Annotated in this window: 15 protein-coding genes; 5 read left to right on the forward strand and 10 right to left on the reverse strand. The window is 69.1% G+C overall.

Annotation, left to right across the window (positions count from 1 at the left end; genetic code table 11):
- Window positions 1-87: 87 nt before the first annotated feature.
- The 3 genes from CDO87_RS13510 to CDO87_RS13520 all read left to right on the forward strand — a co-directional run bounded on the left by CDO87_RS13510 (window position 88) and on the right by CDO87_RS13520 (window position 3,227).
- Entirely contained in the window at window positions 88-1,314 is a 1,227-nt protein-coding gene (locus tag CDO87_RS13510; protein ID WP_100929256.1) for a M20 family metallo-hydrolase, read from the forward strand.
- 159 nt (window positions 1,315-1,473) lie between these two features.
- On the forward strand, window positions 1,474-2,550 hold the full coding sequence (locus CDO87_RS13515; RefSeq protein ID WP_100929257.1) for a CaiB/BaiF CoA-transferase family protein: 1,077 nt from the start codon (window positions 1,474-1,476) through the stop codon (window positions 2,548-2,550).
- Entirely contained in the window at window positions 2,547-3,227 is a 681-nt protein-coding gene (locus CDO87_RS13520; protein WP_100929258.1) for a nitroreductase, read from the forward strand. Before CDO87_RS13515 ends, CDO87_RS13520 begins: the two co-directional genes overlap by 4 nt.
- 66 nt (window positions 3,228-3,293) lie before the next feature.
- On the opposite strand, the gene CDO87_RS13525 is transcribed toward CDO87_RS13520, so the two are convergent.
- Window positions 3,294-4,223 (reverse strand): aldo/keto reductase, encoded by a 930-nt coding sequence (locus CDO87_RS13525; RefSeq protein WP_100929259.1) that lies wholly within the window; start codon window positions 4,221-4,223, stop codon window positions 3,294-3,296.
- Window positions 4,224-4,460: 237 nt separating this feature from the next.
- On the opposite strand from CDO87_RS13525, the gene CDO87_RS13530 reads away from it, so the two are divergent.
- Window positions 4,461-5,159: a VWA domain-containing protein gene (locus CDO87_RS13530; RefSeq protein WP_254698120.1), complete on the forward strand. Its 699-nt coding sequence runs from the start codon at window positions 4,461-4,463 to the stop codon at window positions 5,157-5,159.
- A gap of 483 nt (window positions 5,160-5,642) precedes the next feature.
- Window positions 5,643-6,278, forward strand: a complete 636-nt coding sequence (locus CDO87_RS13535) for an MliC family protein (RefSeq protein ID WP_100929261.1) — start codon at window positions 5,643-5,645, stop codon at window positions 6,276-6,278.
- 97 nt (window positions 6,279-6,375) lie between these two features.
- Here CDO87_RS13535 and CDO87_RS13540 read toward each other — a convergent pair whose 3' ends face one another.
- From CDO87_RS13540 to CDO87_RS13580, 9 genes are all read right to left on the reverse strand, one after another.
- A complete protein-coding gene (locus CDO87_RS13540) occupies window positions 6,376-7,449 on the reverse strand; it encodes a BMP family ABC transporter substrate-binding protein (RefSeq protein ID WP_100929262.1) in 1,074 nt (357 codons plus the stop codon).
- 111 nt (window positions 7,450-7,560) lie between these two features.
- Entirely contained in the window at window positions 7,561-8,484 is a 924-nt protein-coding gene (locus tag CDO87_RS13545) for an ABC transporter permease (protein WP_198521722.1), read from the reverse strand.
- A gap of 6 nt (window positions 8,485-8,490) precedes the next feature.
- On the reverse strand, window positions 8,491-8,673 hold the full coding sequence (locus CDO87_RS13550) for a hypothetical protein (RefSeq protein ID WP_100929263.1): 183 nt from the start codon (window positions 8,671-8,673) through the stop codon (window positions 8,491-8,493).
- The gene (locus CDO87_RS13555) at window positions 8,670-9,758 is read right to left on the reverse strand and encodes an ABC transporter permease (protein WP_100929264.1); all 1,089 of its coding nucleotides are present in this window, start codon (window positions 9,756-9,758) and stop codon (window positions 8,670-8,672) included. The genes CDO87_RS13550 and CDO87_RS13555 overlap by 4 nt, the downstream gene beginning before the upstream one ends.
- Before the next feature lie 39 nt (window positions 9,759-9,797).
- Complete coding sequence (locus tag CDO87_RS13560; RefSeq protein WP_100929265.1) at window positions 9,798-11,321, reverse strand: ABC transporter ATP-binding protein; 1,524 nt, start codon at window positions 11,319-11,321, stop codon at window positions 9,798-9,800.
- Window positions 11,288-12,232, reverse strand: coding sequence for a xanthine dehydrogenase accessory protein XdhC (xdhC, locus tag CDO87_RS13565; RefSeq protein WP_100929266.1), 945 nt, complete (start codon window positions 12,230-12,232; stop codon window positions 11,288-11,290). The genes CDO87_RS13560 and xdhC overlap by 34 nt, the downstream gene beginning before the upstream one ends.
- Window positions 12,229-14,679, reverse strand: coding sequence for a xanthine dehydrogenase molybdopterin binding subunit (gene xdhB, locus CDO87_RS13570; protein ID WP_100929267.1), 2,451 nt, complete (start codon window positions 14,677-14,679; stop codon window positions 12,229-12,231). Before xdhB ends, xdhC begins: the two co-directional genes overlap by 4 nt.
- 124 nt (window positions 14,680-14,803) lie before the next feature.
- Window positions 14,804-16,162 carry a xanthine dehydrogenase small subunit gene (xdhA, locus tag CDO87_RS13575; protein WP_100929268.1) on the reverse strand — a complete coding sequence of 453 codons (1,359 nt, stop codon included), beginning with the start codon at window positions 16,160-16,162 and terminating at the stop codon, window positions 14,804-14,806.
- Window positions 16,163-16,459: 297 nt separating this feature from the next.
- On the reverse strand, window positions 16,460-16,957 hold the full coding sequence (locus CDO87_RS13580; protein ID WP_100929269.1) for an SRPBCC domain-containing protein: 498 nt from the start codon (window positions 16,955-16,957) through the stop codon (window positions 16,460-16,462).
- Window positions 16,958-16,999: the final 42 nt, after the last annotated feature.

Below are 16,999 nucleotides of genomic sequence, written 5' to 3' on the forward strand. Positions count from 1 at the left end.
GAGGACATGGAATGCGGACGTGACTGCTGGGGCGAATGCGTTAAGATACCAAGTGAATCAATTTATCATGATAAATACAAGGGTGAGATGACCTACGGAGAGACCGCCGCCTCCCGATTGGACGCGATTGCACGCGCCTCGGCAAGTGCCGAAGGTGTGACTCGCCTGCCATGGACGGAACACCACCGCGCAGCCCTCGACCAGATCGCGTCGTGGATGACGGACGCCGGGCTGGAGCCCGCGCAGGACGCCGCCGGAACGCTGGTGGGCCGCAGTCCGAACCCGGAAGGCAAGCCGGTCCTGATGATCGGGTCGCATCAGGACAGCGTCCCCTCGGGCGGTGCCTTCGACGGGATCATGGGCATCGCGCTCGGATGCCTTGTAGCCGGCGCGCTGAAGGATCGCCTGCCCGCGCTGCCCTTCGCGCTGGAGGTGCTGGCCTTTGCCGACGAGGAGGGCGTGCGCTTCCCGACGGCCCTGATCGGCCCCCGCGCGCTGGCCGGCACGCTGAAGGACGAGGCGCTGGACATGACCGACCGCGACGATGTGGCGATGCGCGACGCGATGCGGGCCTTCGGTGTGGCGGTGGACAAGATCGGCGCGGTGCAACGCGCCCGGCGGGATGTCGTGGCCTATCTGGAGGCACACATCGAACAGGGCCCGGTGCTCGAGGCCGAGGACCTGCCCGTCGCCGCCGTCAGTGCGATCTGCGGGATTTCCCGCTTCGACATGCGCATCACCGGAGAGACCGGCCACGCCGGGACCGTGCCCATGGACGGGCGGCGGGATGCATTGGTGGCGGCGTCGCGGATCATTGCGGCTGTCAGCGACGCGGCGGCGCAGGTCCCGGACTTGCGGGCGACGGTGGGTAGGCTGTCGCTGAAACCCGGTGCGGTGAACGCCATCCCCGCCGACGTCCGCTTCCCGCTTGAGATACGCGCGCCGCAGGACACCCTCCGCGAGACCTTCGAGGCGGAGACCATGGCGCTGGCGCGGGATATCTGTTTCGACGCCAACTGCGACCTGAGTGCGGTCCGGACCTACGCGCAGCCTGCGGCGGTCTGCGATCCCGGTCTGACGCGGGCGCTGGAAGGGGCCATCGGCAAGGCAGACCTCGTGCCACTGACCATCCCCTCGGGAGCGACGCACGATGCGTCGGCGATGGCAGACCTTTGCCCGATCGCAATGCTGTTCGTGCGGTGCCGGGGCGGTATCAGCCACCGACCCGACGAATTCGCCTCCGCGGCCGATATGGACGTGGCGGTGCGGGTGATGGCAGACGCGATCCTTGCCTACGCGGACGAACTCGGCTGAGAGGGCGCGAACGGACGGTTCCGGGCACGGGCTGTCATTGCGGCCCCGGAACTGCCGTCGCGAAACCGGAGGTAGGGCGGGGCTCTGCGCCGTCTTGGCTGGCCGCTGAACGGCGCAAATCCCCTTTCCTTCCGGCCCGACTTGCGCTCCAGTGCGGGCATGCTGACCGGATTGCGCATCCTCGAGTTCGAGGCCCTTGGCCCCGCCCCCTTCGCCGCCATGCACCTGGCGGACCTTGGTGCGGAGGTGACCGTCATCCACCGTGCCACCCCCGACAACCCGTCGAAACAGCCGAATAACCTGCTCGACCGGGGCAAGCGGTCCATCGTGCTGGATCTGAAGACGCCAGAGGACATCGTTGTCGCCAAGGCCCTGATCGCCCGTTCCGACGCGCTGATCGAGGGGATGCGGCCCGGGGTGATGGAACGGCTCGGCCTCGGGCCGGAGGTGGCGCACGCGCTGAACCCGGGGCTGGTCTACGGGCGGATGACGGGCTGGGGGCAGGACGGGCCGCGCGCGCGACAGGCCGGGCACGATCTGAACTACGCCGGGCTGAGCGGCACACTGTTTTACGGCGGCCTGCCGAGCGAAGTCCCCGGCGTGCCGCCGACCCTGCTGGGCGACATCGGCGGTGGGGCGCTCTACCTCACGGTCGGCATTCTGAGCGGCGTGCTGAACGCGCGGAGAACCGGCAAGGGCTGTGTCGTGGACGCGGCCATCGTCGACGGCACCTCACACATGCTGTCGTTGCTGCTCTCCATGGGGCCGATGTTCTCACGCGAGGCGCGTGGCGCGTCGCTGCTGGACGGGCCGCACTGGTCGCGCTGCTATGTCTGCGCCGATGGACGCCACGTCGCGGTGCAATGCCTTGAACCGAAGTTCTACGCCGAGTTCCTTGAGATCATGGGGCTCGCGGGCGATCCGGCCTTTGCCGAACAATTCGACCCCGTGCAGTGGCCGGTCCAGACCGCGCGGCTGGCGGGCCTGTTTGCCGCGCGGCCGCGGGATGAATGGGTGTCGCTGTTCGACGGCTCCGACGCCTGCGTCGCGCCGGTGCTGAGCCCGGCCGAGGCACAGAAAGATCCCCACATCTCGGCGCGTGGCATCTGGCAGGACGGTGTGCCAGCACCGGCCCCGCGCTTCGACGGCGTGGTGCGCGGCACCGGCGAGATCGCACAGCGGGGCGCAAATGGGTCGGAGATACGCGAGACCTTGAGACAGGAGGGTCTGATATGACGAAGGAGAATACGCTGGCCGCCAGCTTCGGAGCGCTTCTGCGGGCGCGGGCCTCCTGCCGTGCGTTCACGGATCAACCTGTCGACCGGGCGCTTGTAGAGGCGGCCCTGCGCGATGCGCAGCAGGTGCCGTCGTGGTGCAACTCGCAGCCGTGGGAGGTCCACGCCTGCGGGCCGGAGGAAACCGCCCGGCTGGCGCCCGCCGTCTTCGAGCATGCGCAGTCCAGTGCACACGCGACCGACATCCCGTTCCCGAAGGCGTGGGACGGGGTCTACAAGGACCGTCGCAGGACATGCGGCTGGCAGCTTTACGGCGCGCTGGGGATCGAGAAGGGCGACCGCGTGGCATCGGGCCGGCAGATGCAGGAGAACTTCCGGCTGTTCGGCGCCACGGGCTTCCTGCTGATCACCACTCCGAAGGTGCTGGGCGCCTATGGCGTGCTCGACTGCGGCGCCTATGTGACCGCGGTGCTTCTGGGGCTGGAGGCGCGGGGTATCGGTGCCGTGGCCATGGCTTCTGTCGCCGGGTTCTCGCCCTTCATGCGGGAGTGGTTCGACGTGGCCAATGACCGGGACGTGCTGTGCGGGATCGCCTTCGGGATGCCCGACCGCGACCATCCGGCGAACAGCTTCCGTACCGAGCGCGCCAGTCCCGACGAGGTCGTGCGCTGGCGGTAAGACGGGTGGCGAACCCGGGCCCGACAGGCCCGGAACCCCCACCCTACACCCTGTAACGCCTTGGGATCAGGCCTCTTCCAGCCTGTCCGTCGCCGGGGGCGGGGTAGGTCCCAGCGCGGTGATGCGGTCGTAGAGGTCCTTGTCCATCGGCCAGTTCATCGCCGCGAGCGAGGGGCGAAGCTGCGCCTCCGACCGGGCCGACAGGATCGGTGCGGGCCGGGAAGGATGCAGCGCGACCCAGGCCACCGCAAGCGTCGCCGCGTCCGTCCCGATCTCTTCGCCCAGGTCGGCCAGCGCGCGGGCGGTCTCGTGCATCTGTGCCTCGCCGTAGCGCTTGGCGTAGCGTTCATCGGTGGCGAGCCGTCCGCTGCCGCCGCGCGCGTACTTCCCTGTCAGGAGGCCGCCGCCCAGCGGCGAATAGGGCACGGGGAGGATGCCTTCGGACTGGCACATGGGCAGGATCTCGACCTCGGCCTGCCGCTTCACGAGGTTGTACATCGGCTGGATGACGTCGATGTTCGTGCCGAAGCGCGCAGCCGTGGCCTGGGCCTTCATCACCTGCCAGGCGGCGTAGTTCGAGACGCCGATGTAGCGGATCTTGCCCGCGGCCTGCACCTCCGCCAGCGTCTCGAAGGTTTCCTCCAGCGGCGTCTCGGCGTCCCAGCGGTGCATGTAGTAGAGATCGACCGTGTCCATGCCCAGCCGTTTCCGGCTTTCGTCGAGCGTTGTCAGTATGTTGTGACGGGAGGCACCACCGGGGAAACTGGCCTTTGTCGCGATGAACAGACGTTCGCGCTCGGCCGCGGCGAATCGGCCCAGCAGGGTCTCGGAGGCGCCGTCGGTGTAGACGTAGGCGGTGTCGAAGTGGCGGATGCCTGCGGCGCGACAGGCCTCGAACATTTCGGCGCTGGCGCGTTCGTCGGCGGTGCCGCCGAACTGCATGGTGCCAAAGGCGAAGCGGGCGGGCGTGTCGCCCGAGATCGTGGTCAGGGTCATGGCGCAGAGAGTGGCACGGCGCAGGCCGCACGGGAAGCGTGATATGAGGGGGCGTTTGCTTCGGCGCGTTGGAGGCGCCCGGTGGTGTCCCGCGTGGAAGGCCGCTGATCCGACCATTGTCCAATGCCGGCAAAATGTCTTTCTGTCAGCGGGTTAAGGCGGTGGCTGGTCTGGCCGCGTGCACGGGACTCGACAGACTCACGGGGGGCGGGCAGGCTGTCGGGGAGGAGGAGTTTCATGAAAGCTCTTTGTCTGACGCTTGCCGCGATGACCGCCCTGCCCGTGTCGGCGGGGGAGAGTTGTACGGAGGATGCGATGATCGTGTTCGACGGGTCGGGGTCGATGGCGGAGATCGGGTTCAACGCAATAGGCGAGCCGCGAATCGTTCAGGCGCGGCAGGCGATGCGTCAGGTGCTTCCGGACATCGCTGTGCTGCGGCGGCTGGGGCTGGTGATCTACGGCCCGGGCGGCGACCGGACCTGCCGGAACGTCGACCTGCGGCTGAGACCGCAATGGCAGGCGGATACGCCGATTATCTCGGAAATCGAGGGGCTTAGACCGGCCGGTGGGACGGCCCTCACGGATGGTGTGCGGCTGGCGGCGGAGACGCTCGACTACCTCCACACGCCGGGTGCGGTGGTGCTGGTGACGGACGGGAAGGAGACCTGCGGGGGGACTCCGTGCCAGCTGGCGGCGGAATTCGCGCGGGAGGCGCCGGGGCTGACGGTGCATGTCATCGGCTTCAAGGTGCGGAGCGATCACTGGGACTGGAACACCCCCGACACGGAGACGGAGAGCGTGGCGCGCTGCCTTGCCGACGACACCGGCGGACAATACCTGAACGCCGAAACGGTGGACGATCTGATCGGTGCGCTGCGCGTGACGCTCGGGTGCAACGTCTTCGGATCGTTGGAGAATATCACTGCGATCGAGTGAGGTGGCGCATCGGTCCGCGGGCCGGTCAGCCTGTGACAGACGCCACGTGACAGCCCGCAGGCGCGAAGCTGTCGATGCATCTCAAAGGCGCTGGGCATGCGTCGGGAACAGTCCGGAAAAGCCCCAGACAGCCGAGGGTTAAGGCAAATTCACCTATGCGCCGCGAGGGGGCGCAGTTAACCCAGCGCACGCACGGGTTGATGGAGCGTGCGCCTGCCTGCAACGGGCCATATCTTGTGGGGCCCCGTCCCGGCACATCGAGGCGCAAGGAAGTCTTCACGAAGATGGACGCGCCGTTACTGGTGAACCGGCCGTTTCGACCCCTCGTTCCGGCCGGTTGGTAACCTTTTGCACCGTGCGTTGCGCAACAGGCGGGAAAAGGTGGTTAACGGGCGGATCTGCCGCGGGCCGGTCCGCGCCGCATTTCCTTTGACAGGCCCGGCCGGGACAGCGGACAATCGTGCACCTTCAGGGAGAGTGAGCATGACCCGCATTCCGACATCTTTGATTTTCGCCGCCCTTGCCGCCACCGCGCCGGGCGTGGCGCTTGCCGCCGATCCGGCCTTTGACTGCAGCAAGGCCGATGGCTCCGTCGAGGAGATGATCTGCAACAACGACGGGCTCGCCGAACTCGACCGGGAGATGGCGCGGCTTTACGGGCTTGCGGTGAACGACCCGAACCTTGGCGCGGACCGGATGAACGAGCTGAAGGCGATGCAGCGCGGCTGGATCAAGGGGCGCAACGACTGCTGGAAGGCGGACGACATGGCAGGCTGCGTGGCGGAGAACTACGCCATGCGGATGCACGAGCTGCGCATGGGCTATGCCAACACCCGCAGCGACGACACGGCGGGCATCACCATCGGGCCGCTGGCCTATGTCTGCGGCGGGCTGAACGCCGGGATCTCTGCCGTCTTCGTGAACGGGGCGGAGGGGCTGGTTTCGCTCAAGTGGAACGACAAGGACGTGGCCCTGACGCAGGCGATTTCCGGGTCAGGGGCGCGTTACGAGGGCGAGAGTTTCGACGGGGCCTACGAGTTCTGGACCAAGGGCCGCGAGGCGCTTCTGACCACGCCCGAGACGGGGCAACTGAACTGCATGGAGGACGAGATCGGCTGATAGCCCGGCGCCGGGCGCACAGATGGTTTCAGGGCTGCCCTGAGAAGGGATGATGGCGCCGCGCCCCCGAAGGGCGCGGCGCCGGTCGTTTCCGGGCTTACTGCGGGATTTCCGCGTCGATGCCCTCGACGTAGAAGCTCAGGCTTGCGAGGTCGGCGTCGGAGGCGGTTTCGCCCTCGGCCAGCCAGACGGAGCCGTCGGCCTTGTTCAGCGGGCCGGTGAAGGGGTGGTATTCGCCCGACGCGATGCTGTCCTTCAGGGCCAGCGCCTCGGCCTTCACGTCTTCGGGCACGGCGTCGGTGATCTCGCCGATGCCGACCATGCCGGCGCCGATGCCGTCCCAGGTGTTGTCCGATTCCCAAGTGCCGTCCATCACCGCCTGGATGCGGTCGATGTAGTAGGGCGCCCAGTTGTCGATGATCGAGGAGACGCGCGGCGTCGGCGCGTATTCGATCATGTCGGAGGCCTGGCCAAAGGTGATGACGTCACCGGCTTCCTGCGCGGCGGCCTGCGGCGCGGTGGAGTCGGTGTGCTGCAGGATCACGTCCGCGCCGTTCTCGATCAGCGCGCGGGCGGCGTCGGCCTCTTTCGCCGGATCGAACCAGGTGTAGGCCCAGATGATCGAGAACTCGACATCGGGGTTCACCTTCTTGGCGTGGATGTAGGCGGAGTTGATGCCGCGGATGACCTCGGGGATCGGGAAGGAGGCGATGTAGCCGATCTTGTTGGTCTTGGTCATCTTGCCGGCGATGTGGCCCTGGATCGCGCGGCCTTCGTAGAAGCGCGCGGAGTAGACGCCCACGTTGTCGGCGGTCTTGTAGCCGGTGGCGTGTTCGAACTTCACGTCCGGGAACTTCTCGGCGACGGCGATGGTCGGGTCCATGTAGCCGAAGGACGTGGTGAAGATGATGTCGGCGCCCGAGAGGGCCATCTGGGTGATCGCGCGTTCGGCGTCGGCGCCTTCCGGCACGCTTTCCTGGAAGATGGTCTTTACCTTGTCGCCGAAGTGCTCCTCGACCGCGAGGCGGCCCTGGTTGTGTTCGTAGGTCCAGCCGCCGTCACCGACGGGGCCCACGTAGATGAAGCCGGCGGTCACCGGGTCCTGTGCAAAGGCGGCCTGCCCGAGCGAGAGCGCGAGCGCGGCGGTGGTCAGCAGGGTTCTGCGGTTCATGTTTCAACTCCCTTGGTTGTCGTTGTGTCGGTGTGTCGTTGAGCGTCGTGTCCGGTGCGGCCTGTCCGTCGTGGTGCACGATAGCCCGGTGTCGGTGGCGCGGGCCATGGGTCAGGTGGTGGCGTGGAACGGTCGCCCGAGCGAGGCCGGCGCGCCGTGATGCCCGCGTGCAGAGATGATGACAAGCACGAGGATCGTCACGATGAACGGCGAGGCCGAGAGCAGCGCGACGGGCACGTTGGCGCCGACGGCCTGCAAGTTGAGCTGGAGCACGTTGATCCCGCCGAAGAGGTAGGCGCCGATCAGCACGCGGCCCGGCCGCCAGGAGGCGAAGACCACGATGGCGAGCGCGATCCAGCCGATGCCGGCGGTCATGCCCTCGGTCCATTGCGGGACGCGCACGAGCGAGATGTAGGCGCCGCCGAGGCCCGCGCAGGCGCCGCCGAAGAAGATCGCGGCCAGCCGGATCAGCACGACCTTGTAGCCGAGCGCGTGGGCGCTGTCGTGGCTTTCGCCGACGGCGCGCAGGATCAGGCCGGCGCGGGTGAACTTGAGGAAGGCCCAGACGGCCAGCACCAGCAGCAGCGAGAGGTAGACCATGGCGTCGTGGCTGAAGAGCATCCGGCCGACGACGGGCAGGTCCGACAGCACGGGGATGTCGAGCTTGGGGGTGGGCGGGGACTTCATCCCCTCGTAGGACTTGCCCACCAGCGAGGACACGCCCAGCCCGATCATCCACAGCCCGAGGCCGGTGGCGACCTGGTTGGACAGCAGGAACTGGGTGAGCAGGCCGAACGCCATGGAGAAGATCGCCGCGGCGAGGGAGGCGGCGACGAAGCCCAGGAACGGCGAGCCGGTGCTGACGGCGGTGGCGAAGCCGGTGACGGCGCCGATGATCATCATGCCCTCGACGCCGAGGTTCAGGACGCCGGCCTTTTCCACCACCATCTCGCCGATGGCGGCCAGCAGGATCGGCGTGGCCGAGACCATGATGGAGGCAATCAGGAGGACGGGGCTGATCGAACTGAGGTCCATGCGGGTCTACACCTTGATCCAGAGAAACGACGCGGCAGATCCGGACGCGATCCCGACCGCCGCGACCGCCGAGAGGCGCAGCGGGCCGCGCGGCAGGGTGCCCGCCAGCCCGCGGCGCCCGGTCGGGTGACGGAGGCCGGAGGCCACGGCGGCAGTGGCGCTGTCGGTGCGGCGGAGGGCGGCGGTCATGCGGCCACCTCCCCCCGGCCGAAGCGCAGGCGGTAGTTGATGAACACGTCGGTGCCCAGCAGGAAGAACAGGAGCATCCCCTGGAAGAGCTGGATCGAGGCGCCCGGCAGGCCCAGCATGAGCTGCGCCAGTTCGCCGCCGATGTAGGTCAGCGCCATCAAGAGCCCGGCCAGCAGGATGCCGATGGGGTTCAGCCGCCCGAGGAAGGCCACGATGATCGCGGTGAAGCCGTAGCCGGAGTTGAAGTCGATGCTGATCTGGCCCGCGGGGCCGGAGACCTCGAACAAGCCCGCCATGCCCGCAAGCAGGCCCGAGAGGCCGAGGCAGAACAACACGATCCGCGCCGGGTTCACGCCGGAGAAGCGCGCGGCGCGGGGCGCCTCGCCGGTCAGCCGGACCTGAAAGCCCAGCATGTGCCGCGACAGCATGATGTAGGCGAAGATCACCGCGATCAGCGCCGCGACAACCCCCCAGTGCGCGCCCGTGCCCGAGATGATCTCGGCGTTGTGGGCGGCGTCCCATTGTTTCAGGTTGCGCGATCCGGGGAAGCCCATGCCTTCGGGGTTGCGCAGAAGCCCGGTGGAGACGGAGCCGAGGATGGTCTCGGCCACGTAGACCAGCATGAGCGAGACGAGGATCTCGTTGGTGCCGAGCGTGGTGCGCAGGATCGCCGGGATCATTGCCCAGGCCCAGCCGCCAAGCGCGCCCGCAAGGATCATCAGCGGGAAGATCAGCGGGCTTTCGGACGGGTAGAAGGCAAGGCCCGCCCCGGCGCCGCAGATCGCGCCCATGATGTACTGGCCTTCGGCGCCGATGTTCCAGATCCCGGCCTTGAAGCCGATGGACAGGCCGATGGCGATCAGGATCAGCGGCGCGGCCTTTACCAGCAGTTGCGGGCGCGAGTAGGCGGCGAACTGCGGGTGGAAGAGCGGGTCCCAGAACAGCGTGCGGATCGCCTCGAACGGGTTGGCGCCAAGGGCGGCGAAAAGCGCGGCCCCGGCGATCATGGTCAGGATCACCGCGATCACCGGCGTCAGCGCGGACCAGAGCCGCGACGGCTGCGGGCGTTTCTCCAGCCGGATCATGCGGCGGCTCCGGTGCATGCGGGGGCGGCGGTTCGCGGGTCAGCCGTGCACATGGGCCACCTCCATGTCATGCGCGCCGCCCATCATCAGACCGATCTTCTCGGTATCGAGGTCGGAGACGGGGCGGGTGGCGGAAAGGCGGCCTTCGTTCAGGGCGCCGAAACGGTCGGAGATTTCCATAAGTTCGCCGAGGTCCTGGCTGATGACCACGACGGCGCCGCCCCGGGCGGCCACGTCGAGGATCGACTGGCGGATGAAGGCGGCGGCGGCGGCGTCGACGCCCCATGTCGGCTGGTTCAGGATCAGCACGTCGGGGTTCTGGGCGATCTCGCGGCCGACGACGAATTTCTGCAGGTTCCCGCCCGAGAGCGCGCGGGCGGCGGTGCCGGGGCCGGGGGTGCGCACGTCGAAGTGGCTGATGACCTCCTCGGCGAAGGTCTGGGTCTTCGACCAGTCGATGAAACCGCTTTTCACCAGCCCCTTGCGCAGGGCGGCGGTGAGCACGGCGTTTTCCGTCAGGCTCATGTCGGGGGCGGCGGCGTGGCCAAGGCGTTCCTCGGGCCCGGTCAGCAGCCCTTCGGCGCGGCGGGCGGCGGGGCCCTGACGGGACATGTCCTGCCCCTTGAGGAACAGCGATCCGGGGGCAGAGAGCCGTTCGCCCGAAAGCGCCATCAGCAATTCGTCCTGCCCGTTGCCCGCGACGCCGCCGATGCCCAGCACCTCGCCGCCGCGGACCTCGAAGGTCACGCCGCGGAGCGGCGTGCCGAAGGCGCCGGGGGCAGGCAGCGTCAGGTCGCGCGCCTCGAGCAGCACCTCGCCCTTTTCGGTGGCGCGGGATTCGGGTGTGGCGAAGGTCGTGCCGACCATCATCTCGGCCAGTTCGCGGGCAGTGGTGTCGGCGGGCGTGCAGGTGTCGACCAGCTTGCCGAGGCGCAGGATCGTCGCCGTGTCGCAGAGCGCGCGGATCTCTTCGAGCTTGTGGGAGATGTAGAGGATCGAGGTGCCTTCGGACTTCAGTTTCCGCAGCGTTTCGAACAGGATGTCCACCTCCTGCGGGGTCAGCACCGAGGTGGGTTCGTCCATGATCAGCAGGCGCGGCTCCTGCAGGAGGCAGCGGATGATCTCGACCCGCTGGCGTTCGCCGGCGGAGAGGGTGCCGACGGTGCGCGACGGATCGAGCGGCAGGCCGTAGTTTTCGGAGACCTCGCGGATCTGCCGGGCGAGATCGCGCATGGGCGGCGGGTTTTCCATGCCGAGCGCCACGTTTTCCGCCACGTTCAGCGCTTCAAAAAGAGAGAAATGCTGAAAGACCATGGCGACGCCGCCCTGCCGCGCCTCGGAGGGCTTGGCGGGCCGGTAGGGCTGGCCGTCGAGCGTCATGGTCCCGCTGTCGGGTTTCACCAGCCCGTAGATCATCTTGACCAGCGTCGACTTGCCCGCGCCGTTCTCGCCCAGAAGCGCGTGGATCTCCGAGCGGCCGATGTCGAAGGACACGTCGCTGTTGGCGATCACGCCGGGGTAGGCCTTGGTCAGGCCGTCGATGCGGAGGAGGGGATCGTCCACTTTTGATCTTTCTCACTGTCGGGGCGGAGTATCTGCGCGGCGACGCCGATGGCAATGGCCTGCGGGTGCTTGCCGAAGGCTTTGTGCCCGATCGGACAGCAGATGCGGTTTATTTGGGCGTCGGTGTGGCCGAGGTCACGCAGTCGGCGGGTGAAGCGGGCGCGCTTCGTGTCCGACCCGATCAGCCCGCAGAAGGCGAAGCTGTGGGACAGCGCCGCATGGCAGAGCGCGAGGTCGAGCGCGTGGCTGTAGGTCAGGATCAGGTGGTGCGCGTCGGGCGGGGCGTGGCGCATGAGGCGCTGGGGTTCCGGATCGGGGAGGGTCGTGACGCCGTCCGGCACGGTGGCTGGGAAGCGGTCGCGCGCGGTGTCGATCCAGGTGATCGCGAGGTCCGGCAGGGGGGCGAGGGTGTTGACCAGCGCGCGGCCCACGTGGCCCGCGCCCCAGATCCACAGGGGGCGGCGCGGCGGGGTCATCGGTTCCACCATCCAGTCGCCCAGAAGCTGCGGGGCAGGCGTCTCGCCCTGCGCGCGGGCGCGGTCGGCGAGGCGGCGGACGGGCAGGGGCGCCTCGCCCGGGCCGCGGGCGTAGAGGGCGGCGGGCGGCGGCAGGGTGCCGGTGGTGAACTGTTCGGTCAGGAGCGTCACGGCGCCGCCGCAGCACTGGCCCAGGGCGGGGCCGAGCGGATGGCGGCTGAGCCCGGTGCGGGAGAGGGCGCGTTGCGCGGCCTCAAGCTCAAGCGCGCCGCCGCCGATGGTGCCCTCCTGCCCGAAGCCCTCCGGCGTGGCCCAGACCAGCATCGACGCGCCGGTTTCGCGCGGGGTGGAGCCCTGCGTCGCCGCCACCACGACCCGCGCCACCCGGCCATGTGCGGCGCAGGCGCGGGCGAGGGCGTCGCGGTCGAAGCTCATGCGCCGTCCTCGCCGCGGACCCGGCGGACCGCCATCAGCAGCCGTTCCGGCGTGGCGGGCGCGTCGAGCGCGGGGTAGTTCGGGCCGCAGAAGCTGAGCGCGTCCGACAGGGCGAGGAAGGCGGAGATGCCGAGCATCAGGGGCGGTTCGCCCACCGCCTTCGAGCGGTAGATCGTCGGCTTCACGTTGCGCCCGTCCCAGAGCGCCACGTTGAACACGTCCGGCCGGTCGGAGCAGGCGGGGATCTTGTAGGTCGAGGGTGCATGGGTCCGCAGGCGGCCCTCGTCGTCCCAGACCAGTTCCTCGGTGGTGAGCCAGCCCGCGCCCTGCACGTAGCCGCCCTCCACCTGCCCGATGTCGATGGCGGGGTTCAGGGAACTGCCCGCGTCGTGCAGGATGTCGGTGCGCAGGATGCGGTTCTCGCCCGTCAGGGTGTCGAGGACGACCTCCGTGCAGGCGACGCCGTAGGCGAAGTAGTAGAACGGCCGGCCCTGGCCCTTCACCCGGTCCCAGGAGATGTCCGGCGTGGCGTAGAAGCCGGTGGCCGACAGCCCGACGCGGCCCTGGTAACATTGCGCGGCGGCCTCCGCGAAGGTCAGTCGGGTGTCGCCCAGGATGACGTGTCCGTCGGCGAAGACGACCTTCTCGGCCGGCGCGTCGTGCAGCCGGGCGAGGTGCGCGGCCATGGCGTTGCGCAGCTTGGCGCAGGCATTGGCCACGGCGGCGCCGTTCAGGTCGGAGCCGGAGGAGGCGGCGGTCGCCGAGGTGTTGGGCACCTTGGCGGTGTCGGTGGCGGTGATCCGCACGGCGGACATGGGCACGCCGAAGACCGAAGCCGCGACCTGCGCCACCTTCTGGAACAGGCCCTGTCCCATCTCCGTCCCGCCGTGGTTCAGCGCGATGGAGCCGTCCTGGTAGACATGCACCAGCGCGCCCGCCTGGTTGAGGTGGGTCAGCGTGAAGGAGATGCCGAACTTCACCGGGGTGAGCGCGATGCCCTTCTGCAGGATCGGGTTCTGGGCGTTCCATTGCTCGATCGCGGCGCGGCGGGCGTGGTAGTCGCACGACGCGATCAGCGCCTCCGTCATCTCGTGCAGCAGGAAGTCCTCGACCGGCTGGCCGTAGGGCGTGGTCTGCACGCCTTCGGGCGCGGCGGGGGTGTCGCCTTCGGGGCCCGCCTGGGTGTCGCCGCGCGATGTATGCTCGACCGAAGGGTCGGGGGCGTGGTGCTGCCGTCCGTCGGTGGAGGTGTCCTCAGGCTGGCCCGGCGCGGTGGCGGGGGGCGCCTCGGCGGCGTCCGCGGGCGCGGCGGTATAGTAGTTCGCCTGCCGCACGGCGAGCGGGTCGAGCCCCAGCGTGTGGGCGATGTGGTCCATCACCCGCTCGATCCCGACCATGCCCTGCGGGCCGCCGAAGCCGCGGAAGGCGGTGGCGGACTGGGTGTTGGTCTTCAGCCGGTGGCTTTCGATGCGCACGGCGGGCAGGTGATAGGCGTTGTCGGCGTGCAGCATGGCCCGGTCGGCCACGGGCAGCGACAGGTCCTGTGCCCAGCCGCAGCGGGCATACTGGGTGAAGGCGATGCCCTCTACCCGGCCCGCGTCGTCGAAGCCCACGCGGTAGTCGATCCGGAAATCGTGGCGCTTGCCGGTGATGGTGAAGTCGTCGTCCCGGTCGTAGCGCATCTTTGCCGGGCGGCCGGTCGCGGCGGCGACCACGGCGCAGGCGATGGCCAGCGCGTTGCCCTGGCTTTCCTTGCCGCCGAAGCCGCCGCCCATGCGCCGCGTCTCCACCCGGACCTTGTGCATGTTCATGTGGAGCGCGTGGGCGACCTTGTGCTGGATCTCCGTCGGGTGCTGGGTGGAGGAGTAGACATGCATGTCGCCGTCCTCCATCGGCACGGCGGCGGCGGCCTGTCCTTCGAGGTAGAAGTGTTCCTGGCCGCCGATCTCGATCCGGCCGTCGAGCGTATGGGGCGCGCCGTCGATGGCCGCATCGGCGTCGCCCTTCGACCAGACCACCGGGCCGCCCTCGAACCGGCTGCCGGCCTCGAGCGCGTCGTCGACGGTGAGGATCGGCGCCTCTTCCTCCGTCTCGATCCCGGCGAGGCGGGCGGCGCGGCGGGCGGCGAGGTGGCTTGTCGCCGCCACGAGGAACAGCGGCTGGCCGAGGTAGTGGATCGTGCCGTCGGACAGCATCGGCTCGTCATGGTTGGAGGGCGAGCAGTCGCAGTCGGAGGGCAGGTCGCCATGGGCCCAGACGCGGACCACGCCCGGCGCGGCGCGCACCGGGTCGAGGTCGAGCGCGGTCAGCGTGCCGCGGGCGACGGGCGAGAGGCCGAAGGCGAGGTGCAGCGCGCCTTTGGGCAGCGGGATGTCGTCGGTGTAGCGGGCCTGCCCGGTGACGTGCAGGTGCGCGGTGTCGTGCGGCAGCGGGGCGCGGACGGTCATCGTGCGGCGCCCCGTGACATGCGGTTGCGACAGGAAGAGTGAGTATTTGCAAAGCAGAGAAGCAGGGGCGCGCGCCAGGCATGGCGGCGGGGGACGCCGTTTGGGATGCGGTCTGGTGAGCGGGTCATGGCGTCACCTCCAGCACGTTGGTCCGGGCCCCGATCTGGTCGAGGTAGACGCGGGAGAGCATGTTGCAGGCGGCGGTGATACGGTAGTCGGCGGAGGCGCGCATGTCGGACATCGGCTGGAAGTCCGCCTCCCAGGCGTCCCATGCCTCGATCAGGGTCTGGTCGTCCCAGGGCTGGCCGGTGATCGCCTGTTCGACATGGGTGGCGCGTTTCGGCGTGGCCGCCATGCCGCCGAAGGCGATGCGGGCCCCGGTGACGATGCCGTCCTCCACCGTGATGTTGAAGGCGCCGCAGACCGCGGAGATGTCCTGGTCGAAGCGTTTGGACAGCTTGTAGACCCTGAGGCGGTCGGGCTGGCGGGGGATCGAGATCGCCTCCACGAATTCGCCGGGGCGGCGGTCCTGCTTGCCGTAGGCGAGGAAGAAGTCCTCGAGCGGGATCTGCCGCGCGCCGTCCCTGTGGCGCAGGTGCAGCGTGGCGCCGAGCGCGATCAGGGCGGGCGGGTTGTCCCCGATGGGCGAGCCGTTGGCGACGTTGCCGCCGATGGTCGCGGCGTTGCGCACCTGGGCGGAGCCGTAGCGGCGGATCATCTCGGCGTAGCTGGGGTGGTGTTCGGCCATGAGGTCGCGCACCCGGTCCATGGTGACGCCCGCGCCGATGGTGATCGTGTCGTCGGTCACCTCGATCTGCTGGAGGCCGGTGCAGCGGTTGAGGAAGATCAGCGGCTGCGGCTGTTTCAGCGCTTTCGTGACCCAGAGGCCGACGTCGGTGGCGCCTGCCACGAGCGTGGCGTCGGGGTGCCGGGCGCAGAGGTCGGCCAGCGCTTCGGTCGTTTCGGGGGCGAATTCCTGCGGCGTGGCCTCGGGCGGAGTGTCCGTCATGTGGCCGGGGACGGCGGCGGAGGTGGCGGCGCGGGCGGCGCGGACGATGGGCGCGTAGCCGGTGCAGCGGCAGAGGTTGCCCGCCAGCGCGTCGTCATGGGCCTCGTCGCCGTTCAGGTGCGCCACCGCCATGGAGACGATGAAGCCGGGTGTGCAGAAGCCGCATTGCGAGCCGTGCAGCTCGACCATCGCCTCCTGCACCGGGTGGAGCGTGCCGTCGGGGGCGGCGATGCCTTCGACGGTGCGGACCGCCTTGCCGTGCAACTGGGGCAGGAAGAGGATGCAGGCGTTGAGCGCCCGCGCGCCGCGGTCGTCGGTCACCATGACGGTGCAGGCGCCGCAGTCGCCTTCGTTGCACCCTTCCTTGGTGCCGGTCAGGCCCCGTTCCTCGCGCAGCCAGTCGAGAAGCGTCGCCGTCGGGGAGACGCCCGCGAGGTGCACGCTCTCTCCGTTCAGAAGAAAGGTGATGTCCATTCAGAAAGCCCGCCGCCTTACCCTTTGCCCCGCCGTTTGGTGACGGGGTGTGCGCCCTCGATGCGGCGTAGAAAGCGCACAATTGTCCCTGTTTCCATCAGGCTAGGCGGGTGAAAAGCGGCTTGGCAAGGGGTTTTTGCCTTTTTATGCGCCATGCGGGCCGGAGGTGCCTGTTTGCAAGGCCGCGCGGCGGGGCGGTTGCGGCGGGCGGGCAACGGGATGATGTCCGGCGGTGGCGATTTTCAACCTGGCGTTGCGATGGTGCCGGTCCGGCGGGCCGGTATGGGGGCGTGGCGGTCAGTGCGCCGACTGCGTGACGCTTTGTTCGAGGTTGTTCAGAAGGGCCGTCCAGCCGTGCTTGCGGCCCTCGGGGCCGTCGGTCTGGCCGATGCCCTGAAGGGTTTCGGTGAAGGTGAGGCGGGTGCCCTTGCCGCTTTGCTGGAAGGTGACGGTGGCGAGCGAGGCGGAGTGCACGCGCCCGTTGATCGACATGGTGTAGGCAAAGACGATGCGGGCCCTGTGCTCGATCACGAGGTAGGTGGTGGCATTGCGGTGCTCGCCCTTGAAGGCGGCCATGGCGGGGTCGTCGGAGGTGTGCAGGAAGCGGCCCGTTTCCGTCCCGCCTTCGCGGAAGTCGAGGGTGTGGTCGAGCGTTTCCCAGCCGGGCCCGTCGTTGTTGGCGAACCAGACGCGCTTCAGGGCGGGGTCGCTCCATGCCCGCCAGAGGGTGTCGGGCGTGGCGGCGATGTCGCGGGTGAGGGTGAAGCTCTGGTGGTGGTTGGCCGGGGTGGTCATGGCGGTCTCCTTCGGATCGGGCACGGGGGCGCCGGTCGCCGT

Origin of the sequence: Sagittula sp. P11 (assembly GCF_002814095.1) — a bacterium.
Lineage (GTDB): Bacteria > Pseudomonadota > Alphaproteobacteria > Rhodobacterales > Rhodobacteraceae > Sagittula.